This is a genomic window from Erythrobacter litoralis HTCC2594 (assembly GCF_000013005.1).
In the GTDB taxonomy this organism is placed as follows: Bacteria; Pseudomonadota; Alphaproteobacteria; order Sphingomonadales; family Sphingomonadaceae; genus Parerythrobacter; species Parerythrobacter litoralis_A.
In genome coordinates this window covers 364,868-389,033 of sequence record NC_007722.1, presented here as the reverse complement: position 1 = coordinate 389,033, position 24,166 = coordinate 364,868, and the positions used below count along the sequence as shown (strand labels likewise).

21 protein-coding genes are annotated in these 24,166 nt (G+C 64.6%); 14 read left to right on the top strand and 7 right to left on the bottom strand.

What is annotated here, in order from left to right; translation table 11 throughout:
• Positions 1-28 precede the first annotated feature (28 nt).
• Together EL2594_RS01700 and EL2594_RS01695 are read left to right on the top strand one after the other, a co-directional pair.
• On the top strand, positions 29-1,993 hold the full coding sequence (locus EL2594_RS01700; RefSeq protein ID WP_011413311.1) for a S9 family peptidase: 1,965 nt from the start codon (positions 29-31) through the stop codon (positions 1,991-1,993).
• A gap of 33 nt (positions 1,994-2,026) precedes the next feature.
• On the top strand, positions 2,027-2,839 hold the full coding sequence (locus EL2594_RS01695) for an SDR family oxidoreductase (RefSeq protein ID WP_011413310.1): 813 nt from the start codon (positions 2,027-2,029) through the stop codon (positions 2,837-2,839).
• A gap of 130 nt (positions 2,840-2,969) precedes the next feature.
• Here the strand turns inward: EL2594_RS01695 and EL2594_RS01690 are convergent, their stop codons facing one another.
• Positions 2,970-3,275, bottom strand: a complete 306-nt coding sequence (locus EL2594_RS01690; protein ID WP_011413309.1) for a 4a-hydroxytetrahydrobiopterin dehydratase — start codon at positions 3,273-3,275, stop codon at positions 2,970-2,972.
• 64 nt (positions 3,276-3,339) lie between these two features.
• Between EL2594_RS01690 and ccmA the strand changes: the two genes are divergently transcribed.
• On the top strand, positions 3,340-3,918 hold the full coding sequence (ccmA, locus tag EL2594_RS01685; RefSeq protein WP_011413308.1) for a heme ABC exporter ATP-binding protein CcmA: 579 nt from the start codon (positions 3,340-3,342) through the stop codon (positions 3,916-3,918).
• Complete coding sequence (locus EL2594_RS01680) at positions 3,915-4,574, top strand: heme exporter protein CcmB (protein WP_011413307.1); 660 nt, start codon at positions 3,915-3,917, stop codon at positions 4,572-4,574. The genes ccmA and EL2594_RS01680 overlap by 4 nt, the downstream gene beginning before the upstream one ends.
• Here EL2594_RS01680 and map read toward each other — a convergent pair.
• Together map and EL2594_RS01670 are read right to left on the bottom strand one after the other, a co-directional pair.
• Positions 4,571-5,401 carry a type I methionyl aminopeptidase gene (gene map, locus EL2594_RS01675; RefSeq protein ID WP_011413306.1) on the bottom strand — a complete coding sequence of 277 codons (831 nt, stop codon included), beginning with the start codon at positions 5,399-5,401 and terminating at the stop codon, positions 4,571-4,573. The genes EL2594_RS01680 and map overlap by 4 nt on opposite strands.
• A gap of 43 nt (positions 5,402-5,444) precedes the next feature.
• Positions 5,445-6,104, bottom strand: coding sequence for a DUF4163 domain-containing protein (locus EL2594_RS01670; protein WP_418904580.1), 660 nt, complete (start codon positions 6,102-6,104; stop codon positions 5,445-5,447).
• On the opposite strand from EL2594_RS01670, the gene EL2594_RS15820 reads away from it, so the two are divergent.
• The 8 genes from EL2594_RS15820 (at position 6,097) to EL2594_RS01635 (ending at position 12,813) form a co-directional block, all read left to right on the top strand.
• Positions 6,097-6,291, top strand: a complete 195-nt coding sequence (locus tag EL2594_RS15820; RefSeq protein ID WP_418904579.1) for a hypothetical protein — start codon at positions 6,097-6,099, stop codon at positions 6,289-6,291. The genes EL2594_RS01670 and EL2594_RS15820 overlap by 8 nt on opposite strands.
• Before the next feature lie 31 nt (positions 6,292-6,322).
• Positions 6,323-7,708 carry a leucyl aminopeptidase family protein gene (locus EL2594_RS01665; RefSeq protein ID WP_011413304.1) on the top strand — a complete coding sequence of 462 codons (1,386 nt, stop codon included), beginning with the start codon at positions 6,323-6,325 and terminating at the stop codon, positions 7,706-7,708.
• A gap of 81 nt (positions 7,709-7,789) precedes the next feature.
• Positions 7,790-8,131, top strand: coding sequence for a hypothetical protein (locus EL2594_RS01660; RefSeq protein ID WP_011413303.1), 342 nt, complete (start codon positions 7,790-7,792; stop codon positions 8,129-8,131).
• Positions 8,131-9,066, top strand: a complete 936-nt coding sequence (gene argC, locus EL2594_RS01655) for an N-acetyl-gamma-glutamyl-phosphate reductase (RefSeq protein WP_011413302.1) — start codon at positions 8,131-8,133, stop codon at positions 9,064-9,066. Before EL2594_RS01660 ends, argC begins: the two co-directional genes overlap by 1 nt.
• Positions 9,067-9,309: 243 nt before the next feature.
• A complete protein-coding gene (locus EL2594_RS01650) occupies positions 9,310-9,648 on the top strand; it encodes a P-II family nitrogen regulator (RefSeq protein ID WP_011413301.1) in 339 nt (112 codons plus the stop codon).
• Between the two features lie 50 nt (positions 9,649-9,698).
• Positions 9,699-11,108 (top strand): type I glutamate--ammonia ligase, encoded by a 1,410-nt coding sequence (glnA, locus tag EL2594_RS01645; RefSeq protein WP_011413300.1) that lies wholly within the window; start codon positions 9,699-9,701, stop codon positions 11,106-11,108.
• A gap of 137 nt (positions 11,109-11,245) precedes the next feature.
• Complete coding sequence (locus EL2594_RS01640; protein WP_041684966.1) at positions 11,246-12,250, top strand: hypothetical protein; 1,005 nt, start codon at positions 11,246-11,248, stop codon at positions 12,248-12,250.
• Between the two features lie 14 nt (positions 12,251-12,264).
• Positions 12,265-12,813: a fasciclin domain-containing protein gene (locus EL2594_RS01635; protein WP_011413298.1), complete on the top strand. Its 549-nt coding sequence runs from the start codon at positions 12,265-12,267 to the stop codon at positions 12,811-12,813.
• Positions 12,814-12,843: 30 nt separating this feature from the next.
• Here the strand turns inward: EL2594_RS01635 and EL2594_RS01630 are convergent, their stop codons facing one another.
• From EL2594_RS01630 to EL2594_RS01615, 4 genes are all read right to left on the bottom strand, one after another.
• The gene (locus EL2594_RS01630) at positions 12,844-17,046 is read right to left on the bottom strand and encodes a translocation/assembly module TamB domain-containing protein (protein ID WP_011413297.1); all 4,203 of its coding nucleotides are present in this window, start codon (positions 17,044-17,046) and stop codon (positions 12,844-12,846) included.
• Positions 17,046-19,292: an autotransporter assembly complex protein TamA gene (locus EL2594_RS01625; protein WP_011413296.1), complete on the bottom strand. Its 2,247-nt coding sequence runs from the start codon at positions 19,290-19,292 to the stop codon at positions 17,046-17,048. The genes EL2594_RS01630 and EL2594_RS01625 overlap by 1 nt, the downstream gene beginning before the upstream one ends.
• On the bottom strand, positions 19,180-20,001 hold the full coding sequence (locus tag EL2594_RS01620; protein ID WP_041684964.1) for an arginyltransferase: 822 nt from the start codon (positions 19,999-20,001) through the stop codon (positions 19,180-19,182). Before EL2594_RS01620 ends, EL2594_RS01625 begins: the two co-directional genes overlap by 113 nt.
• A 160-nt stretch (positions 20,002-20,161) precedes the next feature.
• Positions 20,162-21,415 carry a threonine ammonia-lyase gene (locus tag EL2594_RS01615; RefSeq protein WP_011413294.1) on the bottom strand — a complete coding sequence of 418 codons (1,254 nt, stop codon included), beginning with the start codon at positions 21,413-21,415 and terminating at the stop codon, positions 20,162-20,164.
• 87 nt (positions 21,416-21,502) lie between these two features.
• Here EL2594_RS01615 and EL2594_RS01610 point away from each other — a divergent pair, with 87 nt between their 5' ends.
• Positions 21,503-22,408: an NAD(P)-dependent oxidoreductase gene (locus EL2594_RS01610; RefSeq protein ID WP_011413293.1), complete on the top strand. Its 906-nt coding sequence runs from the start codon at positions 21,503-21,505 to the stop codon at positions 22,406-22,408.
• Positions 22,408-24,066, top strand: coding sequence for an amidohydrolase (locus tag EL2594_RS01605; protein WP_011413292.1), 1,659 nt, complete (start codon positions 22,408-22,410; stop codon positions 24,064-24,066). Before EL2594_RS01610 ends, EL2594_RS01605 begins: the two co-directional genes overlap by 1 nt.
• Positions 24,067-24,166 lie beyond the last annotated feature (100 nt).

The following is a 24,166-nucleotide window of genomic DNA, read 5'->3' as shown; positions in this document are numbered from 1 at the left end:
CCTTCACTGTCACAACAACGGATCCTGAATGACCCCCAACATCGACGCTTTTCCGCTCATCCGGCGCGAACATCTGTTCGGCAACCCGACCCGCGCTGCCGGGCAGATCAGCCCCGACGGCCAATGGCTGAGCTGGCTCGCCCCGCGCGACGGCGTGCTCAATATCTGGATGGCGCCGAGCGAGGATCCCGAGGCGGCCAAGCCCATGTCCGCTTCCACCGACCGTCCGATCCGCGAATATATGTGGGCGCCCGACAGCCGCAGCCTGCTCTACATCCAAGACAAGGGCGGCGACGAGAATTTCCTGCTCTACGGGATCGATGTGGAGGCCGGCAAGGAGACCTCACTAACCCCGTTCGATGATACGCGCGTCATGCTGGTCGGCGGTTCCGACACATACAAGGACCGCATCCTGATCGGGCTCAACAACCGCGATGCGCGCTTCCACGATGTCCACCTGCTCGACCTCAACACCGGCGAACTGACGCTGGTGTTGCAGAACGACGCCTATGCCGGTTTCATCGCCGATGACGACCTGCACCTGCGGCTCGCGGTGTTGCCGAATGCCGAAGGCGGGACGGACTATTTCAAGGTCGAAGACAATGTCGTCGCCGATGCGCCGTTCAAGTCAACCGGGATTGACGATGCGCTGACCACTTCGCCCGGCGGTTTCACGCGCGACGGCAAGACGATGTACTGGCTCGAAAGCGAAGGCCGCAACACCGCTGCACTGCTGGCGATGGACTGGGTAAGCGGCACAACGACGTTGATCGCGCAAGACGACCGCGCCGATATCGGGGGCACATTGCGGCACAAGGATACCGGCGAGGTGTTGGCCTACTCGGTCAATTACCTTAAGCGCGAATGGACTGCGCTGGACGACGATATCGCCGGAGCCTTCGAGTTCCTCGATAGCCGGTTGGAGGGCGAATACGGCATCAACAGTCGCACCGACGATGATCGCAAGTGGATCGTCGGCAATGACCCGCTGGTTAAACCCGCGGCGAGCTATCTCTACGATCGCGATGCGGAAACCTTGACCAAGCTCTACACCACCCGGCCCGAGCTGGAAGGCGCACCGCTTCAGCCGATGCATACACTGGAGCTGACCAGCCGCGACGGGCTCACCCTGCCCTCCTACCTCACCCTGCCGCCGGGAAGCGACGAAGATGGCGACGGGGTGCCGGATGCGCCGGTGCCGATGGTGCTGTTCGTTCATGGCGGGCCGTGGGCGCGCGACGGATATGGCTTCAACGGCCACCACCAGTGGCTCGCCAATCGCGGCTATGCGGTGCTCAGCGTCAACTTCCGCGGCTCGACCGGCTTCGGCAAGGATTTCATCAACGCGGCAAATCTCGAATGGGGCCGCAAGATGCATGACGATTTGATCGACGCGGTCGAGTGGGCAGTCGAGGCTGGCATCGCTCCGCGTGACAAGATCGCGATCATGGGTGGCTCCTATGGCGGCTACGCCACGCTGGCGGGCCTGACTTTCACGCCCGAAGTATTCGCGTGCGGCGTCGATATCGTCGGCCCGTCCAACCTCGAAACGTTGCTGGCATCGATCCCGCCCTATTGGGAGCCGATGGTCGCGCAATTCCACACCCGCATGGGCAATCCCAACACCGAACAAGGCCTCGCGCTGATCAAGGAGCGCAGCCCGCTCTACAAGGCTGGCGAGATCGTCCGGCCGCTGTTGATAGCGCAGGGAGCCAACGACCCGCGCGTCAAGCAGCCGGAAAGCGACCAGATCGTGGATGCGATGAAGGATGCAGGCATCCCGGTCACGTATTTGCTCTATCCCGACGAAGGCCACGGCTTTGCCAAGCCGGCCAACAATATCGCCTTCAGCGCGGTGGCGGAGAATTTCCTCGCCACATATCTCGGCGGTCGGGCAGAACCTATCGGCGATACCTTGCGCAGTTCGACGGCGGAAATCCCGGCCGGTGCCGAGTTCGTCGAAGGCTTGGCAGAGGCGCTGGAGAGCGCGTAGGATACCAGCACAGGGATTACGGGGAGAGGACGGATGAGCACCCGCAAGAGCATATTCATCACCGGCGGCGGTTCCGGCATCGGGCGCGCCATCGCGCTCAAATTTGCGAAGGAAGGCTGGTTCGTCGGGCTCGGCGATATCAGCAAGGACGGCATGGCCGAAACCGAGCGGCTGATCGGCAACGGCTTCACCTACAGCCACCAGTTCGACGTGCGCGACCGCGCGGCGTGGGACGAAGCACTGGAAGCGTTCTCGATGGCAGCGGGCGGCCGGATCGACGTGCTTGCCAACAATGCCGGCATCCCCATCGGCGGCTCGTTGAGCGAGAACAGCGAGGATGAAATCACCCGCTGCCTCGATATCAATCTGAAGGGTGTGCTGTTCGGCGCGCAAGCGGCCTATCCGCATCTGAAGAAGACCGCACCGGGATCGTGTCTCCTGAATACCGCCAGCGCAGCCGGAATCTACGGCAGCGCAGGCGGTTCAGTCTATTGTGCGACCAAATTTGGCGTGCGCGGGATTACCGAGAGCCTCGACGGCGAATGGGCGGGCGACGGCATCAATGTCCGCTCGCTGATGCCCAGCTTCATCGACACGCCGCTGCTGGACATGGTGCCCAATGCCGGGACCAACGAGCATATCCGCTCCCGCGTGCAGGAATCGGGGCTGGAAATCACGCCGGTGGAGGAGGTTGCCGAAGCGGCGTGGGATGCGGTGCACAAGGACAAGCTGCACTGGACCGTTGGCAAGACCGCCCGCCGCATTGCCTTCGCCGCGCGCTGGATGCCCGGCCGCGTGCGCAAGCAGATGCGCGAAGGCGGACAGATGCAATTGCTCGGCGACTAGAAATCCCGACGCACCTTGTCGCGTTCGCCCTGAGCTTGTCGAAAGGCTGCACTCTTTTCTAGTGCAGCACCTGCCAGAAGAAGGGCGGGGCTCAGACAGGCTCAGCCCGAACGGATTTGTGCTCGGGCTCTCAGCCGAGCGCGTCGATGGCGTTGGCCAGTTCCACGTCGCGTTTGGACAGTGCGCCGCCGTTATCGGGGTCCGCGTCATGCGTGGTGAGCGTAATCTCGACGCGGTTGTAGACGTTGAACCATTCGGGATGATGGTCGGCCTTTTCGGCCAGGATCGCGACGCGGCTCATGAAGCCCCAGGCTTCGACGAAATCGCCGAATTCGAAGGTTTTTTCGATCGCATCCCTGCCGTCGGCCATGTCCCAGCCGTCCAGCGCGCTGGTCCAGGTATCGCGTTCTTCCTGGTTGAGTTTTCGTACGGTCATCGCGGGGCTCCTGCTTGCGGGCTACAGCTTGTGAACGCCCGACCTTTGGCTTAGTGCCCAAGCCATGCCCGCCGCCCTCGCCGCACGCAACCTCGCCTGCCGTCGTGGCGACCGGCTCCTCTTCACCGGGCTGGAACTGGACCTCGCTGACGGCGCGCTGCTGCATGTGACCGGCGCCAACGGCACCGGCAAATCGAGCCTGATGCGGATCCTGGCGGGATTATTGAGCTCTTCCGAAGGCGACGTTTCCCGAAGCGGATCGATGGCGCTGCTGGACGAACGGCTGGCGCTCGATCCCGAATGGCCGTTGGGCAAGGCGCTTCGCTTCTGGGAGCGGCTCGACGGCTGCTCCGACCCGAGCAATATTGTCGCGATAATGGAGCTGGAGCCACTGCTCGATGTGCCGGTGCGCTACCTTTCCACCGGCCAACGGAAGCGTGCGGCCTTCGCCCGACTGCTCTGCACTTCACACGACATCTGGCTGCTGGACGAACCCTTCAACGGCCTCGACATCGACGCTTGCGCCAAGGTGCGATCGCTGACCAGATTGCACTGCGGCGGCGGCGGTGTGTGTGTGATCGCTTCGCACCAGGACATCGGCATGGACGCGCACACACTCGCAATCGAGGACTTCGCGCCATGAGCGCGTTCGGCATCTTGCTGCGACGCGACCTCATATTGCTCCTGCCCGGAGGCTCGCGCGGCGGGGCGATCCTGCCGCTGATCTTCTTCCTCGCCGTGGCGATGCTCTATCCGTTCGCCGTCGGGCCAGACGCGCCGCTGCTGGCGCGCACCGGTGGTGGCGTCTTGTGGGTCGCCGCGCTGCTGGCCACGATCCTGCCGCTCGACCGCCTGGTGGCCGATGACCTGACGCATGGTGTGTTCGACCAGTTCGCTCTGCGCGGCATTGCCGAGGAAACCGCCATGGCCAGCCGCCTCGTTGCGCATTGGCTCGCCTTCGCTCCGCTGCTTCTGGTCGCCTGTCTCCCCGCCGCTGCGCTGCTTGGCTTGGAGGGCGACACGCTAGGTCTTCTGGTGCTTGGACTTCTGGCAGGCACTCCGGGCCTCGCCGCCATCGGCCTCATCGTCGCCAGCCTGATGGCTAGCTTGCGCGCGGGCGCGGCATTGGGTGGATTGCTGCTGCTGCCGCTGGCGGTGCCGATCCTGATCTTCGGCGCTGGCAGCTTGGCGCAAGGCGATGCGACCGGCATTGCGCTGGCTGGTGCCATCAGCCTAGCACTGTGCGGCATCGCGCCCTTCGCCGCCGGCGCAGCCATCCGGGCTGCGCGGGAGAATTAGGCATAGGGCGGCTGGTGCAGCCCCTTGGTGCTTTCCGTGAAAATCTCGATTCCGTCCTCGGTGATGCCGAGCGAATGTTCGAACTGCGCGCTTAGCGACTTGTCTCGGGTCACCGCGGTCCAGCCGTCCTTGAGCACCTTGCCCCACGGCTTGCCGAGATTGATCATCGGTTCGATGGTGAAGAACATGCCGGGCTTAAGCTCCGGCCCCGTCCCCGCTTTCGCGGCATGCACCACTTCGGGTGCGTCATGAAACAGACGGCCGAGGCCGTGGCCGCAAAATTCGCGTACTACGCCGTAGCGATATTGGCGGGCATGGGCTTCGATCGCCGCGCCGATATCGCCGAGCCGCGCGCCCGGCTTCGATGCCGCTTCGATGCCGAGCATCAGGCATTCATAGGTCACGTCGACCAGCTTCTTCGCCTTGAGCGGGGGTTCGCCAGCGAAGAACATGCGGCTGGTATCGCCATGCCAGCCGTCGAGCAGCGGGGTGACGTCGATATTGACGATATCGCCTTCCTTGAGCGTCTTCTCGCTCGGGATGCCGTGGCAGATCACATGATTGATCGAGATGCACGAACTGTGCGTGTAGCCGCGATACCCCAGCGTTGCGGGAACCGCACCTGCATCAAGCATCATGCCGCGGATCGCGGCGTCGATGCTTTCGGTAGTGACCCCCGGCTCGACCAGTTCGACGGTCGCATCGAGGATGTCCGCAGCGAGGCGACCGGCCTTGCGCATGCCTTCGAACCCCTCGGGCCCGTGCAATTTGATGGTGCCGTCGCGCTGGACGTCGTCGTCGGCGGTGATGACCTGATATTCGCTCATAACGCGCGATATAGCGATGCCGCACTCAAAATGCGAGACGGACCTAGCGCCGGGCGAAAGCCTCGCGATAGGCGGGCTTCAACGCTTTCATCACCGGCTCGGTGACCGGCAGGGTCACTGCGTATTCCCCTTCGGCGTAGGATCCCGCGACATAGGGCGGTGCGATCAGCCCGATCCGGTCGAAAGTCTTGCCGTTGGTTGAGCCCAGTACGACCGTCAGTTGTTCGACCGTCGGGCATCCCCCGAACACCGGGTCCGAGTTGTCCACCGGCTCCCCGGTCCGTTCGGCGCGCTGGTCGTTGAGGCTTTTGCAATAGGGCTCCGACACCGCGTCGTTCAGCGCTTCAGGCGAGGCGAAGAAATCGAGTGGCTCAAGCGCGCGCCGGGCCTCGCGATCCCACACCAGCGACGTCGCCGTGCTGTTGGGATGCGCTCCGCCCGAATAGGTGTAGATATCTGCCGACAGGCTGAGGAAGCGCGGTGTATCGGCCACCACTTCCCAGGATGTGCCGAGCGCGTAGGCATTGTAGGGGAAGCCCATATCCTTCGCATCGGCCCGCGCCTCGCGCGCCTGAGCAATCAGGGCCTTGCGCGATTGCGCCTGTTCGCGATCGAAGCGCGCCTTGAGCTCGGGAATCGCAGCGACCTGTCCGGGGTAGGAATAGCTGAAGCTGTACAGCTCGCTCTCTTCCTCGATGGCCACCGCTTCGCCACCTTCGGTTGCCGTGTCGCCGGTCGCAACCGGCGCCGATTGTCCGGCCTGGTCTTCCACGCCCGTCGCGTCTGCCACATCTTCCGGAGACGAGCACGACGCCAGCGCTGCGACCGCCAGGGCGACGAGACAAGTTTGCTTCATGCGGTTTGACTCCCTTCGATGCGCTTCCCATTAACATTGCTTCACGCCGCTTGCATGGGAAATCGATGTCCAAATCCGATCTGATACAGCCCGACCACGGGCAAGACGCCATTGCCATCCATCTCGTCAACAAGGATAGCTTCGAAGACTGGAGCAAATCGCTTTCCGCCGGGCAGCGCGCGGCGCTCGCCGCCCAGAAATTCGATGGCTCGGGCTACCAGGTCGGCATAGTGCCTGATGGCGATGGATGGTTCGCGGTCGGCGGCGTTGCCGATCCGGAGGAACTCTCGAGCTGGTGCATGGCCAAGCTGGCGGAGGTCCTTCCCGAAGGCACCTATCGCCGTGCTGAAGGCAATCCAGGCCCGGCCGTTCACGGCTGGCTGACGGCGCAATACAGTTTCGAGAAATACACCAAGCCTGAAAACCCGGTCGGCCCGCGCATCCTGCTGAGCAAGGAGGTCAAGGCTATCGGGCCAGCTCTCTCGGAGGCCCACGCCGTCTGCGAAGTGCGCCGCATGGTCGATACGCCCGCCGAAGACATGGGGCCCGCCGCGCTCGAATCCGAGTGCGAGAAGCTGGCCAAGACATACGATGCCAAACTCCAGGTCACCAAGGGCGACACGCTGGAGCAGGAGTACCCGATGGTCCACGCTGTCGGCCGCGCCGCTGATCGCAAGCATGCGCCGCGCATCATGCACCTGACCTGGGGCAAGGAGGGCGACCCCAAGATTGCTATCGTCGGCAAGGGCGTGGCCTTCGACAGCGGTGGACTCGATGTGAAATCGGCCGTCGGCATGAAGCTGATGAAGAAGGATATGGGCGGCGCGGCCCATGCCATCGCGCTCGCGGGGCTGATCATGGAGGCCGGGCTGCCGGTACGGTTGCACCTGCTCGTCCCCGCGGTCGAAAACGCGATCTCCAGCAATTCCTTCCGCCCCGGCGACGTGCTCAAGACGCGCAAGGGGCTGACGGTGGAGATCGGCAATACCGATGCCGAAGGGCGGCTTATCCTCGGCGATGCGCTGACGCGCGCGAGCGAGGAAGAGCCCGAGCTTATCATCGATTTCGCCACGCTGACAGGTGCCGCGCGCGTCGCGCTCGGCCCCGACCTGCCGGCGCTGATGACCCGGCGCGACGAGACTGCCGAAGCGCTGATCGAAGCGGGCAAGGCCTGCGACGACGAGCCGTGGCGACTGCCGCTGCCCGAAGCCTACCGCGAATGGCTCAAATCCGACATTGCCGACATGAACAACGCGCATGGCAATGCCTATGCCGGGGCCAGCGTCGCCGGCCTGTTCCTCGACCGCTTCGTCGGCGAAGACATCGAATGGGCCCATTTCGACACCTTCGCTTGGCGTCCCTTCGCCAAGCCCGGCCGTCCCAAGGGCGGGGACGCCTATGGCCTGCGGGCGAGCTGGCACATGCTGCAGCGACGCTACAGCGCAGGGTAAAGGGCGCGCCGCGCGCTTGATAGCCCGCAAGGGGCGGTCTAAGCGCGCAGAACAGGACAGAATACGGGGCTTCCAGCAAGCGTGAGCGAAAACGCGACCTATCCGATACCAGAAGGCGATCTGAGCCTTTCCGGCCCGGTCGTGCGCCCGGCCCCGGGAACGCTGCCGATCCGCGGCGACGTGGCGCATATCGCGCTCGCCGACCGCTTCCTCGTGCCGCATTACGTCGTGCCGAAACCGGTCGCGGTCGTCCGCGGCCCTGCGGATCTGCATCTGGCGATGGATACCGAATCCGAGGTTCTGCACGTTCTGCAGGAAGGCGACGGCTTCGAAGCGCTGGATGTGTCGGACAATTGGGTGTGGGGCGCCTGCGGTCCTGAAGGTCCGAGCGGCTACGTGACCCGCACCGCTTTCGACATCTGATGGCGCGCAGCGTCTTCATCGACGGGGCGGCTGGCACCACCGGGCTCGAAATCCGCCAACGATTGGCCGACCGCACCGAGTTCGACCTGCTGGTACTGGACGATGCCGATCGCAAGGATGCCGCCAAACGGCGCGAAGCGCTGAACGATAGCGATTTCGCGATCCTCTGCCTTCCCGATGATGCGGCGGTTGAAGCCGTCGCGATGATCGATCCCGCTAGCAAGACCCGCGTAATCGACGCCTCCAGCGCGCATCGGGTGGCCGACGGCTGGACCTATGGCTTTCCGGAGATCGCCGGACGCGAAGCGGTCGCAACGGCGCGGTTCGTCAGCAATCCCGGATGCTACCCGACCGGCTTCATCGGCCTGGTTGCGCCGCTCGTCCGCACCGGGCTGTTGCCGCATGACTGGCCTTTCACCTGCAACGCCGTGAGCGGCTATTCCGGCGGCGGCAAGGCGTTGATCGAGCGTTTCGAGGGCACGGGAGCCGACATCGCATTTCGCACCTACGGTCTCGAGCTGTCGCATAAGCACCGGCCCGAGATGCAACAGCACGCCGGACTCGAGCATGGCGTGCTGTTCGCGCCGTCGGTCGTGCCCGCGTTCCGCGGCATGGTGGTGGAGGTGCCGCTGCATCTCGGCGCAATGGCGACCGGCCCGCATTCGGATGCGCTGCGCGAAGCGTTGCAATCGTTCTACCAGGGATCGCCCGTGGTCACGGTCGCTTCCGGCGTTGCACCGGGCGAATTGCTGCTGCATCGTCAGGAACAGCCGAGCGACACGTTGACGCTGCATGTCTGTGGCAACGAGGGTGGCTGGAATGTCCGCCTGGTCGCCGTGCTCGACAATCTCGGCAAGGGCGCGAGCGGTGCGGCGGTACAAAACCTCAATCTCATGGCCGGACTCGACGAGACCGCGGGGCTGCGGCTGACTTGACTATACTGCCTAAATTTTAAGCATGACCGCCCAGCACTTGGGCAGCCATCTCCCCCGAACTGCCTGGCGCCTCTTCCCCGTCTTAGCCTTCTGCCCTAGGCATGGGGCTTCGCGCCCGTTCGCGCGTGATTCTGGCACGATTCTTGGATCGTGCGCGGGCGGATAGTTATCAGCCGACCGGCACCGTTTCGTGGACCAGTCCTGGCCACGCGGGGTCGGTACGATGCAGGGGGACGTACCGCGGTGAAAAAGATCGAAGCGATCATCAAACCGTTCAAGCTCGACGAAGTGAAGGAGGCGCTGCATGAAGTGGGCGTGTCCGGGATCACCGTTACCGAGGCCAAGGGCTTCGGCCGCCAGAAAGGCCATACCGAGCTTTATCGCGGTGCCGAATACGTCGTCGACTTCCTGCCCAAGGTGAAGCTCGAAGTGGTCGTGCCGGACAATCTCGCCGACCGCGTGGTCGAGGCGATCGCCGGGGCTTCGCAGACGGGCCGTATCGGCGACGGGAAGATTTTCGTCTCGCCGATAGAAAGCGCGCTGCGCATTCGCACCGGCGAAAAAGACGACGAAGCCATCTGAATTTCAACCAATCGCGCCTGTAAGGCCGAACACCAGCAAGGAAATACTGCATGTCCAGCGCAAAAGACATCATCAAGAAAATCAAGGAACACGAGATCGAGTGGGTCGATCTGCGGTTCACCGATCCGAAGGGCAAGTGGCAGCACCTTTCGATGGTCGCCAGCGTGATGGACGAAGATGCGCTCGAAGACGGGCTGATGTTCGACGGATCGTCGATCGCGGGCTGGAAGGCCATCAACGAATCCGACATGATCCTGAAGCCGGACCTGTCCGAAACCTGGCTCGATCCGTTCAGCGCCACGCCGATGCTGATCGTCAATTGCGACATCGTCGAGCCCTCGACCGGCGACTGGTATTCCCGCGATCCCCGTTCCACCGCCAAGCGTGCCGAAGCCTATCTGAAGAGCACCGGTATCGGCGACACGATCTATGTCGGTCCGGAAGCCGAATTCTTCATGTTCGACGATGTCCGCTTCGAAGACGGCTACGCGGGGTCGGGCTTCGCCATCGACGACATCGAATTGCCGACCAACATGGGCAAGGAATACGAGGGCGGCAACATGGGCCACCGGCCGCGCGCCAAGGGCGGCTATTTCCCCGTCGCTCCGGTGGACAGCGCTATGGACATTCGCGCCGAAATGGTCGCGACAATGCTCGAACTGGGCTTGCCCTGCGACAAGCACCACCATGAGGTCGCCGCCGCCCAGCACGAACTCGGCCTGACCTTCGGCACGCTGGTCCAGACCGCCGACCGCATGCAGATCTACAAGTATGTCGTACACCAGGTCGCCCATGCCTATGGCAAGACCGCGACCTTCATGCCCAAGCCGATCAAGGAAGATAACGGTTCCGGCATGCACACGCACATGTCGATCTGGGAAGGCGACAAGCCGACATTCGCCGGCAACGAATATGCCGGGCTGAGCGAGAACTGCCTCTATTACATCGGCGGTGTCATCAAGCACGCCAAGGCGCTGAACGCTTTCACCAATCCGACCACCAACAGCTACAAGCGGCTAGTTCCGGGCTTCGAAGCACCGGTGCTGCTCGCCTATTCGGCCCGCAACCGCTCGGCATCGTGCCGCATCCCGTACGGCGCGGGCGACAAGGCGAAGCGCGTCGAGTTCCGCTTCCCCGATGCGATGGCCAATCCCTACCTCGCCTATTCGGCGCTGCTGATGGCGGGCCTCGACGGGATCACCAACAAGATCCATCCGGGCGATGCCATGGACAAGAACCTCTACGACCTGCCGCCGGCAGAGCTCGCCGAAGTTCCGACCGTCTGCGGCTCCTTGCGCGAAGCGCTCGAGGCGCTCGAAGCCGATCACGAATTCCTGCTCAAGGGCGATGTCTTCACCAAGGACCAGATCGACGCCTATGCGGAACTCAAGTGGGAAGAGGTCATGCGCACCGAAACCACGCCGTGCCCGGTCGAATTCGACATGTATTACAGCGCCTGATCGCGTCGCTCTGATAATTCGAAAGGGCCCGGCGAAAGTCGGGCCCTTTTTCGTGCGCAAGCGCGCCACGGCTGCAAAATGCGGCGTTCGGGATACCGCGCGGCCTCCGATCGTTCCTCTTATCGAAGGAGCGGACCATGCGTATTCTAATGGCGACGATCGCAGCCGGTGCCCTGATGGCAAGCGGCGCCTTGGCTCAGCCGGGCAATGGCAAGGGACAAGGCAACGAGCGCGGCGGCGGCCCACCCGCCAAGGCCGAGAAGGGCCCGAAAGCCGATCGCGGCGGCGGCCCACGAATGCGCGGCAATCCGCGCGATGATGGCGGTGTCGAGAAGACGCGCGGAAATCGCGGTAATGCCGCTGCCAGGAACGACGACAATGCAAAACGCAAGGCCGGTGCCGATGGGCGCGCTCAGGTCGAGAGAGGACAATCCGGGCGCAACCGCGATGCCGGTCCACCCGCGCGCGGCAACGGCCAATCGGCCAGTCGCGGCGCAAGCCGAGCATTCGAGAGCGCCCGACGCTACGAAGATGGCGGGCGCGATTTCGATCTGTTCCGCGAATACGATCGTGCGCTCGGCGCATACGATGGCTGTCCGCCGGGCCTCGCCAAGAAATACAATGGCTGCACACCGCCGGGCCTCGCGAGGCAACGCGCCAGCTACAGCCCGTCATTCTTCGGCTATTCGGGGTTCGGTGGCGGCCCGTTCTACTACGATGACGGCTATTTGCTCCGCCTTGGCGAAGGTGGCCTCATCTCCGCCGCGATCCCGCTTCTCGGTGGAGCTCTCGGGATCGGCAATACATGGCCATCCTACTACCAACCGGTCGAGCTCCGACCCTACTATCGTGACTATTACGGGCTAGAGCCCAACGGGTACCGCTACGCCAACAACACGATCTACCGCGTCGATCCGCAAACCGCCGCCATCCAGTCGGTGGCAGCGCTATTGACGGGCGACGAGTTCGTGGTCGGGCAGCCGGCTCCGCGAGGCTACGACATCTATAATGTGCCCTATCGCTACCGCGACCAATATGTCGACGGGCCCGACGGCTATTATCGCTATTCCGACGGCTATGTGTACCGCATGGACCCGGAAACGCGGCTCGTCGCAGCCGCGATCGAACTCGCGCTGAACTGAGGGATACGATCATAATGAGAACAATCACGATCCTCCCCGCCCTGCTCGCGGCGACGGCCCTTGCGGCGTGCGGCGACGCGGACCCATCTGGCGCACCCGAAGCGATAAGCGACAACCTCAGCGTGGTGCTCGAAGACACTGACGAGCTTTCGACCGTCCGCAATGCCATGGAGGCGACCGGCCTTGCCTCGCTGCTCCACGGCCCGGGAACGAGCTACACCATCATCGCTCCGAGCGACGCTGCCTTCGCTGAAATCACTGGCGACGAAGACCTCGAGCCGCCGGTCCTTGCAGCGCTCTTGCGCGAGCACATCGTGCCGGGCCACCTCGACCGCGAGGCGATAGTGTCGGCGATCGAAAGCAACGGCGGTCCGGTCAGGGTCGCTACCGTCGGCCAGGGCACGCTCGAATTTTCGCACAATGGCGACGACCTGCTGGCGACGCATTCGGAAAGCGGGTTGTCGGCCCGGATGACCGGTGCCGGCGGACAGGCCGAAAACGGTACGCTGCTGGTGGTCGACGCTGTGCTGACCGCTCCGCCGGCGCGCGATGCAGCTGCCTGACCGCTTGCTTCAATCTGCCTGAGACTGCCGTCAGTAATCGCGGCTGATTTCCACAACGACGCTTTCCCTGCCGACAGTCGATACCGCGCCAAGCAGCGATAGCCAGCTCGTTATGCGGAACTCGACTTCGGTGGCGCTGTAGCCGCGCCCGTCGGTGATGAGTTCAACATAGAAGCGTCGACCGATGTTCTTGCCGAGCGCAACCCCGGTCGAGCGACCCAGCGCCGGATCGGCCCCCACAATACGCAACCGGTCCAATCCAATGGCAGTCCGTAGCTGGTTGATCGGGTCCATCCCGCCGCCGCCGCGCAGCGAGGCCAGCGCCGCGCCCAACTGAACGGCGTCGGTGGCGGAAAGCTCCGTCACGGACCCGCCGAACAACAAGCGGGCGAGAATTTCCTCTTCCGGCAAGGCCGGTGTCGAACTGAACCGGATTTCCGGCTGCGTTGCGCTGCCCTGGACCGACACGGCGACATCGATCCCCGCCCGGTCCGTCTCGGCGACGATGTCGATACGCGGATCGATCGGAACGCTTTCGTCGAAAGCAATCCGCCCTCGCGTCAATTCGAAACGTGTTCCGGCAAAGGAATAGAAGCCGCGCACCACGCGGGCCTGGCCCCCGAGACGCGGATCGTCGGTTGTCCCGCGCAAGCGGATATCGGCCTCCCACTCGCTGTCGAGGCCCATGCCGTCGACATCGACCCTGCTGTCGGCTGTAGCGTTGATGAGATAGCGCCATGGGGCGGCCGCCGCGGGAGTCGGCGCGACATCGGCGGGAGCGTTGATTTCTCGCGTGGCGATCTGCGGCAACCGCACGTCTTCATCGGCTACGCCCAATTGCCAGCTGGCGCGGTCGATCCGCAGCCGTCCGGCGATCGTGCCGCCGATGCCGTCGGAGACGATCCGGATGGGCCCGGTCACCGTCGCGTCGAGACCGTTTGCGGCGATAAGCTGCGCATTGCTGGCGGCGATGCGAAGGTCGATCTCGGGCCCGCGCGTGGCACTGATATTGGCGAGATCGACCACGCCGCTGCCGCTGACCTGGCCACCGTTGGCCGCGGTGCCGGCAAAGCGCGTCAAGCGCAGCCGCGAACCGGAGAAGCGGCCGCGCACCGAGACCTGGGCGATGTTGGTGCCCGACAACGCGCTTTGTATCCGAAGATCGTCGCTGGCGAGCGCACCGCGGACGACCGGTCGTGCCAGCGTCCCGCGCACATCCGCCGAAACCTTGACCGGCCCGCCGACATCGAAGGTTTCGATCCGGGCGAGCCGCCACAGCGCCTGCGCCGCGCCATCATAACGCAACTGCGCAAAGAGGTCGCCCGCGCTGAGCCGCTCGTAAAGTCCGCCGCTGGCCGGCAAGCCGGTGATCCGCGCCTGCGCGCGACCGCGCTGTCCGCCGTCCTCGGCGATAACCGCGCGCGCTTCGAGGCGCGACGGTTGCAGGCGCGCGACGAGGCCGAGGTCGATCGGGCGCGATGTCAGGACAAGGCCGGAACGGGTCAGCTTGTCGACCTTGATACGCATCTCACCGGTGGGAGCGCCTGTTTGCGGAGCGTTATACTCGACGGTACCCGATAGACGCCCGCCCAGCCCCTGATCGGCAGAAGCAATGTCGGCGAGCGAAAGCGGCATGCCATCGAACCAGGCGCGCATGGCCAGCGTTTCCCCGCCGAAGGTCCCTTCGACAACGGTGCGACCCCCATCGTAGCTCAATTGCGTACGGGCAAGGTCCCAGCCGCCATCGCTGCGGCGCGTCAACACTGCGCGACGCGGGAATCGAAGCGGCCGTCCGGCAAAGTCGCCTTGCGCGGCCACCGCCACCCGGTCGGGCGCGATGTTGGCATCGACCTGCAATGCAAACCGGCTCCCGCGGCGACCGGCAACAGAGCCGGTGACCTTGCCGCGACCGTCGGTCAGTTCCGCATTCGCGGCGAGACGCCCGATGAACACCGTGCCGTAGCTGACGCCTTGTGCGAAAACGCTGGCATTGACGGTGCTGGACCCGTCGAGCAGGATTCCCTCGCCCTCGATGTCTGCGCGCCTGATTGCGATGGGGGTATCGCCGCCGAAGGTCGCGTTGTTGGCATCGACATCGAAAGCGAAGCGCAGCGCCTCGCCCTGTGGCGCAATCGAGATATTGCCGTCCAGGCCGCCACCCGACAGCGCGATCCTTCCGCGAGCGCCGGCATCCGCGAAGGTGACATTGCCGGTTATGTCGGTTTCCCACACGCGCAGTCGGGCGATATCCAGACGCGCAGGCCCGTCGGCCGGTAGCGCCAGGTTGAGATCGCCTTCGAAGGGACCAAGCAGCGAACCGCCGGTCGTAGCGATGGCGAAACCGGTTTCCGACGGGCTGATGGCGAGCCGGACATTACTGAGCTCGGCGGCGGGCAATGGGTCGGCGAGGACCAGCACGGCCTCGGGCCCTGCGTCTGTATAGGCCCCTTCGATCGTGAAAGGGCCGTAATCGACATGCCGCCCGTTGCCGGTCAGCGTCGTGCGCCCGGGCGTAATCGCGCCATCGGCATTGAGCGAAAGTTTGGCGGCATCGAGTACGACGTTTCGGAAAGCTACCGGTCCGGCGTCCCCAAGCGTGACCCCTCCGCGCAAGGCGAGGCTCGGCCCGACGAAATTGGCCACCGTCTCATTGCTGACGCGCGGCACATTGGCGCGCCCGTCGATGGCGAGCCGCCAACCGCCATCGCCCGGCAGCACGAAGTCGACCTGCCCCCCGGCATTGACGACGCCGAGATTGTCGAACGGCAATCCGTTGATGGCCACCGGCCCGGAGACCGCATAGCGACCCGTCGAAAGATTGCCGTCGAGCGCAACCTGTCCGGTGGCTCCGGGGAAGGCGAAGCGGAGCGCTTCGGAAGTCAGGCGATCGCCCGCCAGCACGATCTGCCCGCCGAGCGAGCCATCGATCAGGCGGGGATCGACCATCGCCGTTCCGGTCGCGATGCGATCCACCTTGAGATCGAGCGGCAGGACCCAGCGCCCGTCGGCATAGCGCGCGCGGCCTTGCTGGCGGATACCGGCGATCTGTGCGGTGCCTGCGATTGCGCGATCGACCGTCAGGACGTGCTGAATGTCGAGCGCGTCGAAAGCGCCCGCAAGCGTACCTTCGATCCGCGCCCCTTCGAGCCGGGCGACATCGGCGCCCAAGAGGTCAGGGTCGAGCAAGTCTCCCGCGAATTCGATCTCGTCGATTGTATTGTTGGCAAGGTCCACAACACCATCGGCCCGCAGGTTCAAGGCCCTGCTGCGAGCGCGCAAGGCTCCGTCGAGAACCGATTCTTCCAGCGTGGTGAAGAAGGCCAGCGAGAGCCTCGGCGCGGCAGCCGCTTCGATCAGACCCTCTGATAACGGCGCGGCGTCGATCTGCCCGACCAGACCGTACAGACCCGCTTTGTTGGTCAGGCGAAAACCGCCGATCATGCTGTCGTCCCGCCGGACGGTCAGGAACCCCTTCCAGTCGCGCCAGGTGCCGCCACCGCGCACGCGCGCCTCGTAGCCTGCTTCCGCTCCGACAAGGCTGGCGATAACGCCGTCGCGCGGCGCGACATAGTCGAGGTCGAGATCGAAGACATTGCCGTCAGGCTCGGCTTCGAGGTCGAGCACGAATCGATCCTCGCGCCCCAGCCGCCCGCTAGCCTCGACATCGGCGAGCCCCTCCCGAATGTCGGCGCTGGCGGTGAGATCGACGCGGTGGCTACGCTCGTCGATGATGCCTGGGGCGATGGTCAGATTTTCGATTGCCAGACGATCGATCCGGATATCGAAATTGGGCAGGGTCGGCGCGTCGGGGTCGCCCGGCAACAGCTCGGGCAGACGCTCGAGTGTCGCACGGCGAGCGATCGCGGTGCGGATGTCGAGGCCGGAGGTGAACCACGAGAGCGGCCGCCAGTCCATCTCGGCCTCGGGGATGCGCAGGAACGCGCCCTTCGGATCGTAGAGGACGACATCGTAGAGCCGCGCATCGCGGAACAGGTCCCCTTCGATGCGACCGACCTCGAAGCGCAAACCGGATGCGGGTGCGACCTGGGCGATCTGATCGGCGACGTAGCGCTTGCCGATGGGTGAATTGACCAGAGCCAGCAGGCCCACGAGCAGCAGCAGGAGAACGCCGATCGCCGCCGTGAACCGCTTGGCCCAGCGCCGCTTGCGTTTGCGCGGAGCTGGTGCGGCGGTTGCACGATCCGCTTCTTCGGTCATGGTCTCGTCCGCCATCAGAAGGCCTGACCCAGCGAAACGTAGACAGCGACGGAACTGTCATTCGGACCGGGGTTGAGCGGCACACCGACATCGAAGCGGATCGGCCCGAAGCCGGTCGCATAGCGCAGGCCGAGTCCGGCCCCGAACTTGACCGTCTCGAAATCGGGGATCGAACTGGTCGAAACGCTGCCGAAGTCGAGGAACGGTACGACCGAGACCGCGCCATCCATGAAGCCGGTCTGCACCCTCGCTTCGACCGAACCTTCGACCAGCGAGCGCCCGCCGAGCGGGATGTCGAACTGGTCGACCGGGCCGATCGCCTGGAAGCCGTAGCCGCGCACGGAACCGCCGCCGCCGGCATAGAGCCGCCGCGACGGTGCAATGGCGAAGCGCGGCGCACCTGTGATCGTGGCGGCGGTCAGGCGTCCGGCGAGGACCACATTGTCGGTGACCCGCTGGTAGATGCTGCCATCGACCTGAGCGCGCAGGTAGAAATATTGCGAGCCTTGCGTGCGCGAAACTTCGGGCGCGGCGAAGCCTCGCAGACGGAAACCCTTGGTCGGATCGAGCAGCGAATCGGTGTCGTCGATGGTCGCTTCGCCGAAGATCGATCCGATGAAAAATGTCTCGCGCGGGAGCGGGTTGGGGGTCTGCGCCGCGCGCACCACGTTACGCTCGTCGGTCGCCAGCACTTCTGCGCCGACCAGCCAGCTGAAATCCTTCTGGAACAGCAGGTTGCTGACGCGTTCGAACGTGCCGCGCAAGGCGATCGTGCGGGCATCCACGGCGTCGGTCTCTAAATCTGACGCATAGGCGTCGAGCGTCAGGATCTGGTCGCGCTTGCGGAAATTGTTCTTGCGGAAGGTGACGCCCGCCAATTGCTCGCGCGTGCCGAGAATGCCGCGGACGCGCAGCGAACCTTCGGGCGGGAACAGGTTGCGGTGTTCCCAGCTGGCCTGGACCCTGAAGCCCTCTTCCGACCCGTAGCCGACCGCGCCGGCGATCGTGCGCAACGGCGCGGGGGTCATGGCGACATTGAGATCGACGACGCCCACGTCGCCATCGGCAGGCGGCTGGACTTCCTGCACGTCGATCGACACGCGCGAAACAAGCCCTGTCGCGGTGATCGCACGCCGCAGGTCCAACTGCAGGCTGCGCTGGTAGACGTCGCCCGCTTCGAAGCGGGCGATGCGCTGGAGGTGGCGGCTCGACAGGAATTCAGGCCGGTCCGAGATCACCTGCCCGAAAGCGTATTTTCCGTTGGGTTCGACCGGCAGCGTCAGATCGCCCTCGCTGCGATCATGGTCGATCAGCAGGCTCGGCGCCGCAATTTCGGCGAAGGGATAGCCGGTTTCGCCCAAAGCGATATCGAGGTCGAGCTGCTCCGCAATGATGCGATCGTTGTCGAGCGGGTCGCCGCTCTCGATCTCGAAGGCAGCGCGCAGTTCGTTCGCATCGGGCGCGGTTACGAGCGAACCGAGATCGATGACCCCGAAGCGGTAGCGCGGCCCCGGGACGATGTCGAAACGTACCGCCGGGATTTCGTCCGCTTCCTGGATTTCGCCCAGGGTCCGCACGACCAGGCCGTCGTAGAAGCCATAGTTGCGCAGCAGGTTGTTGAGCAGTTCCTCGTCGGCCGCCGCCCGCGCGGCCAGCTGAGCGACATTGGTCTCGCCGTCATCGAATGCCTTGATGTTGGACAGCGCATCGAACCGCTCGACGAATTCATTGCGGACGGTGAAGCCCTCGTCCTGCGCCGGGAAAGCGAGCACGAGCGAATCGGTGATCTCGACAACCTGCGCATCGGGCAGGAAATCCTCGTCGCCGAATGTAGCTTCGGCAAATTCCAGCGATTCGTCGGGCTCGACCTCGGGCGCTTCGGCAAGTTCGATCTCGTCGGGCCATTCGATCGCCATATCGGGCAGTTCGGCCAAGGGCGTATCGGTGTCGATGTCGGCGTCCGCAACCTCATCGACTGCGTCTTCAGGACGCGCTTCCACGCCTTGCGCCGCCCAGCTGTCCGGGTCCTCCACGGCGCTGTCGGGGATCAGGTCCTCGAGCCGCTGCTGCTGGCTTTGCTGCGCGGCGAGTTGGGAAGGAAGGGCCAGCGCCAGGATTGCCGCCCAATGCAGCGAGCCGGCGATCAGACTAGCCTGCCGAGCTGAACTGCGCGGACCTGCGAGCGCGCGCTGCCGCGCGTTGATCGGCGGCGCGGCGCACCAGCCGGTCCTGCTCGTCGCCGGAGACGCGGAGCCAGCCACTGGGTCCGAGTTTTTCGATCGGGCGATAGCGGATCTTGTATTCCATCCGCCCCGAGCCATCGACCCAATAGCCGAGGTACACGAAAGGCAGGCCTTCTTCCGCCGCCATCCGGATGTGATCAAGGATGATATAATTGCCAAGACCCGATCGTTTCACATGTTCCGGGTCGTAGAAACTGTAGATCATCGACAACCCGTCGCCCTGCCGGTCCGTGAGGCATGCACCGACCAATCGGCCGGGCTCTCCCGTCTCGGTGGGCTCCCTATATTCAATCACATAGCTTGAGACGGGCGTATGTTCCACCATATCTGCAAAATCCATCTCGTCCATCGCCGCCATGCCCCCTTCGGGATGGCGCGTAGCGAGATATTGCCGCAGCAAATCGAATTGCTCCGTGGTCGCCCAAGGCCGACATTCCACCCGAATGAGGTCGCTGTTGCGCTTGAGGTTCCGCTTCTGCGAATTGGACGGCGCGAACTCCGTCGCGGCGACGCGCACCGAAACGCAGGCATTGCAGTCGACGCAGCTGGGCCGATAGGCAACGGTCTGGCTGCGGCGGAATCCGATCCGGCCGAGCGCTTCGTTGAGCTGGTCGGCATGCGGGCCCTTGAGCTCGGTAAACACTTTCCGCTCGGTCTTGCCCGGCAGATACGGGCACGGCGCAGGGCTCGTCACGAAAAAGCGGGGAAAGCGTACGGGGGCCGTCACGGCTGGGGCTAAGCTCCTGTCAGGCGTTGGAATCGCGCACAAACACTGCACCCCATATGCCTGACGGAGGCCGTCGGTAAAAGGCCCTTAACCACGTAACAGGGTTAAGATTCGACGACTTTCAACACCTGGCGGGGCCGGCACGCCGCAGGAACCGCGCCTATTTGTCGAGTTCGACCGGGCTCACGATGTAGCCCTTGCCGCGCAGCGCAGCGACCAGTGCGGAAAGCTGCTGCGCATCGCGCGCCTCGCATTCGATATCGGTAATCAGGCCCTTGGCGGGCAGGTTGGTGAAGATGCGCTGGTGATAGATTTCGATGATGTTGACGTTGTGCGCATCGAATTCGCGCATCACGTTGTAGAGCGCACCGGGGCGATCCTGCAGCGTGATGCGAAGACGCGCGAGCCGCCCGGCCCGGGCGAGATCGCGCAGCAGCACATTTGCAAGTAGGCGCGAATCGATATTGCCGCCGCACAGCACCAGGCCGATCTTGCGGCCCCTGAATTTCTCGGGATGCGCGAGGACTGCGGCCAGACCCGCCGCGCCCGCCCCTTCGACCACGGTCTTCTCGATCTGCAATAGCAGCGAAACCGCGTTTTCCAGCTTCGGTTCGCTAACCAGCAGGATCTCGTCGACACGCTCGGCAATCACTTTCGACGTGAATTGGCCCGGCGCCTTGACGGCGATGCCCTCGGCCAGCGTGTCGCCGCCGCAATCCTTCTCCACCCCGTTGATCTTGGCGAACATGGACGGAAACAGTTCTGCCTGTACGCCGACCACTTTCATGTCGGGATAGAGCGCGTTGGCGACCGTCGCCATGCCGCTCATCAATCCGCCGCCACCGATAGGCGTGACGATGCAGTCCAGTTCGGGGGCATCTTCGAACAGCTCCAGCGCAGTGGTCCCGGCCCCGGCCGCCACATGCGGATCGTCGAAGGGATGTACGAAAGTAAGGCCGCGTTCGCGCTCCAGTTCGCGCGCATGGGCATAGGCTTCGTCGAATGTATCGCCTTGCAGGACCACGTCTCCGCCGACGCTTTCGGTCTGCATTACTTTCACCGACGGCGTGGTGCGCGGCATGACGATGGTCACCGGCACGCCGAGCCGGGTGCCGTGATAGCTGAGGCCCTGGCTGTGGTTGCCCGCCGAGGCCGCAATGACGCCGCGCTCGCGCTGCTTTTCGCTCAATTGCAGGAGCGCGTTGAGCGCGCCGCGTTCCTTATAGGCGGCGGTGAACTGCAGATTTTCGAACTTGAGCCAGATATCGGCCCCGGTAATCTGCGACAGCGTGATAGAATGCATCGTCGGCGTGCGCACGACTGCGCCTTCGATCCGCTTTGCCGCCGCACGCACATCGTCGAGCGTAAGCGCATCGATGCCGGGTGCCGATTCCGTAGGGTCCCTCGTGTCCATGGCTGCGCGCCCTAGGGGCGATACACACCTCGCGCAATTCGAAAGAATGTTGGCAGCGGCAAACATTGCCATTACGCGCATGGCCGCATGAGCGAGATCAAGACGATAGCTTTTCTCGGCCTCGGTGTGATGGGCGCACCGATGGCAGGGCACCTGGCGTGGGCAGGCTATGCGGTGACGGGCTACAACCGCACCGCCTCGCGGGCCGCAGCCTGGGCCGATAAGCTCGGCGACGAAGGTCTCGAAGTCGGGACAGCAGATACACCGGCAGAAGCCGCGCGAGGCAAGGATCTCGTCATGGCCTGCGTCGGAAACGACGAAGATCTGGAACAGGTCCTGCTCGGCGAAACAGGCGCTCTGCCTGCCATGCGCGAAGGCTCGCTGCTGGTCGACCATACCACCGTTTCGGCGAAAATGGCGCGGCGGATCGATGCTGCGGCCCGCGAACGCGGGGTCGCAGCGGTCGACGCCCCGGTGTCTGGGGGGCAGGCCGGTGCCGAAAACGGCAAGCTCGCCGTGATGTGCGGTGGCAGCCAGGCGGCGGTCGAGCGCGCGCGTCCGGCGATGGAGTCATTCGCGGCGCGCATCGTCCATGTCGGCGAAGCGGGCGCGGGCCAGACCACCAAGATGGCCAACCAGATGTGTATCGCCGGGGTCCTGGCGGGCCTGTCCGAAGCGATCCGGCTGTCGCAGGCTTCGGGCCTCGACATGGACAAGGTATATGACGCCATCTCCGGCGGGGCGGCGCAAAGCTGGCAGATGGACAATCGCTGGGCGACGATGGCGAAGGGCGAATTCGATTTCGGCTTCGCGATCGACTGGATGCGCAAAGACATGGGCTATGCGCTGGAAGAAGCCCAGCGTCTCGGCCTCAGTTCGCCGGTTTCGGCGCTGGTTGACCAGTTCTACGCAGAGGTTCAGGCCATGGGCGGTGCGCGGCAGGATACCAGCGCCTTGATCCGTCGCCTGCCTCAAGGAAAGAAAGACACCTGATGTTCAAGAAATCGCTGGCCGCGCTCGCGGCCCTTTCCCTCGCAACGCCTGCCGTTGCGGATGTGCTGGTCGACAATATCGCCGGCATCCGCATCGACGAGGACGGCGAAGTCGATCGCTTCACCGGCCTGTGGATCGACGATGACGGGCGTATCAAACAGGTGCTCGACCGCCGCGACAAGCGCCCCGACGGCACGACCTATTCGGTCGACGGCGAAGGCCGGGTCGTCATTCCCGGTCTGATCGATGCACACCTGCACGTCATGGGCATCGGCTTCGGCGCGCTGACGCTGGACCTGTCGGGCACCCGCTCGCTTGCCGAAGCGCAGCAGGCCATTGCCGATTTCGCCGCTGCCAACCCCGGCCGCCAATGGATCATCGGGCGCGGCTGGAACCAGGAGACCTGGGGCCTCGGTCGCTTCCCGACCGCTGCCGAGCTCGACGCGGCCGTCGCCGACGTGCCCGTCGTGCTGGAACGTGTCGACGGCCACGCTACGTGGGCCAACACCAGGGCGATGGAACTGGCCGGTGTGACGGCGCAAACCAAGAGCCCTTCCGGCGGCCGTATCGAGCGGCTGGCAGGTTCGCAGATGCCTTCGGGCGTCTTCGTCGATGCGGCGAGTGAACTCATCTATTCCAGGGTCCCGGCGCCGCGTCCGCGCGAACGCGATCTCGCCTTGCAGAAGGCGCAGGACATCCTGCTGGCGATGGGCATTACAGCGGCTGCCGACATGGGCACCTCGCTGGAAGACTGGCAGACCTTCCGCCGCGCTGGCGACGAAGGGCGACTCAAGCTGCGGATCATGTCCTACGCTGCCGGTGTCGATGCGATGGAGGCCATCGCCGGCCCCGGCCCGACGCCATGGCTTTACGATGACCGGCTGCGCCTCAATGGTGTGAAGCTTTACCTCGACGGTGCGCTCGGTTCGCGCGGGGCGTGGCTCAAGCGGCCCTATGCCGACGATCCGGGCAACACCGGCCTGCCGCTGCAGAACCCGGCGCAATTGCGCAACCTGATGAGCCGCGCAGCGATGGACAACTTCCAGCTCGCCATCCACGCCATCGGCGATGCCGCCAATGCCGAAGTGCTGGCCGCAATCGACGAACTGGCGGAGACCTATGGCGGCGACCGCCGCTGGCGGATCGAGCATGCGCAGGTGATCGATCCGACCGACATCGCCGAATTCGGCAAATATGGCATCATCGCTTCGATGCAGCCGGTTCACCAGACCTCCGACCGGCTGATGGCAGAAGCCCGGCTCGGGCCGGACCGGCTCGACGGCGCCTACGCCTGGAAGACCATCGCCGACACCGGCTCACGCCTCGCATTCGGTTCGGACGCACCGGTCGAATCTCCCGATCCGTTCGCCGGATGGGCGGTCGCTTTCACCCGCGAGGATGCCGATGGCCAGCCCTTCGGCGGATGGCGCCCGCAGGACCGCGTGAGCCGCGAGGCGGCGCTGGCCGGGTTCAGTGCCGACGCGGCATATGCCGGCTTCGCCGACGGGCGTTTCGGACGCTTGGTAGCCGGCGAGCGGGCGGATTTCCTGATTCTCGACCGCGACCCGATGCTGGCGAGCGCCGACGACCTGCGCGATGCAAAGGTGCTGGAGACCTGGATCGGCGGCGAGCGTGTGTATCGCCGCCGCGCCGACTGACGGGCGCGGCAACGCCTCTTTGCAGACGCCCGGGCATACGAATGAGTGCGATATTCGCTGGCCGTTCATGCCTTTTTTACCTTATCGTCGCAGTGCGCGT

Coding starts and splice junctions, on each gene's coding strand:
- EL2594_RS01610 (WP_011413293.1), top strand. CDS start 21,503: ATGAGCGAGATCAAGACGATAGCTTTTCTCGGCCTCGGTGTGATGGGC.
- EL2594_RS15820 (WP_418904579.1), top strand. CDS start 6,097: ATGGCCACCGCTTCGCCACCTTCGGTTGCCGTGTCGCCGGTCGCAACC.
- EL2594_RS01605 (WP_011413292.1), top strand. CDS start 22,408: ATGTTCAAGAAATCGCTGGCCGCGCTCGCGGCCCTTTCCCTCGCAACG.
- EL2594_RS01630 (WP_011413297.1), bottom strand. CDS start 17,046: ATGGCGGACGAGACCATGACCGAAGAAGCGGATCGTGCAACCGCCGCA.
- argC (WP_011413302.1), top strand. CDS start 8,131: ATGGCGCGCAGCGTCTTCATCGACGGGGCGGCTGGCACCACCGGGCTC.
- EL2594_RS01665 (WP_011413304.1), top strand. CDS start 6,323: ATGTCCAAATCCGATCTGATACAGCCCGACCACGGGCAAGACGCCATT.
- EL2594_RS01640 (WP_041684966.1), top strand. CDS start 11,246: ATGCGTATTCTAATGGCGACGATCGCAGCCGGTGCCCTGATGGCAAGC.
- EL2594_RS01690 (WP_011413309.1), bottom strand. CDS start 3,275: ATGACCGTACGAAAACTCAACCAGGAAGAACGCGATACCTGGACCAGC.
- EL2594_RS01700 (WP_011413311.1), top strand. CDS start 29: ATGACCCCCAACATCGACGCTTTTCCGCTCATCCGGCGCGAACATCTG.
- EL2594_RS01635 (WP_011413298.1), top strand. CDS start 12,265: ATGAGAACAATCACGATCCTCCCCGCCCTGCTCGCGGCGACGGCCCTT.
- glnA (WP_011413300.1), top strand. CDS start 9,699: ATGTCCAGCGCAAAAGACATCATCAAGAAAATCAAGGAACACGAGATC.
- ccmA (WP_011413308.1), top strand. CDS start 3,340: ATGCCCGCCGCCCTCGCCGCACGCAACCTCGCCTGCCGTCGTGGCGAC.
- EL2594_RS01680 (WP_011413307.1), top strand. CDS start 3,915: ATGAGCGCGTTCGGCATCTTGCTGCGACGCGACCTCATATTGCTCCTG.
- map (WP_011413306.1), bottom strand. CDS start 5,401: ATGAGCGAATATCAGGTCATCACCGCCGACGACGACGTCCAGCGCGAC.
- EL2594_RS01695 (WP_011413310.1), top strand. CDS start 2,027: ATGAGCACCCGCAAGAGCATATTCATCACCGGCGGCGGTTCCGGCATC.
- EL2594_RS01615 (WP_011413294.1), bottom strand. CDS start 21,415: ATGGACACGAGGGACCCTACGGAATCGGCACCCGGCATCGATGCGCTT.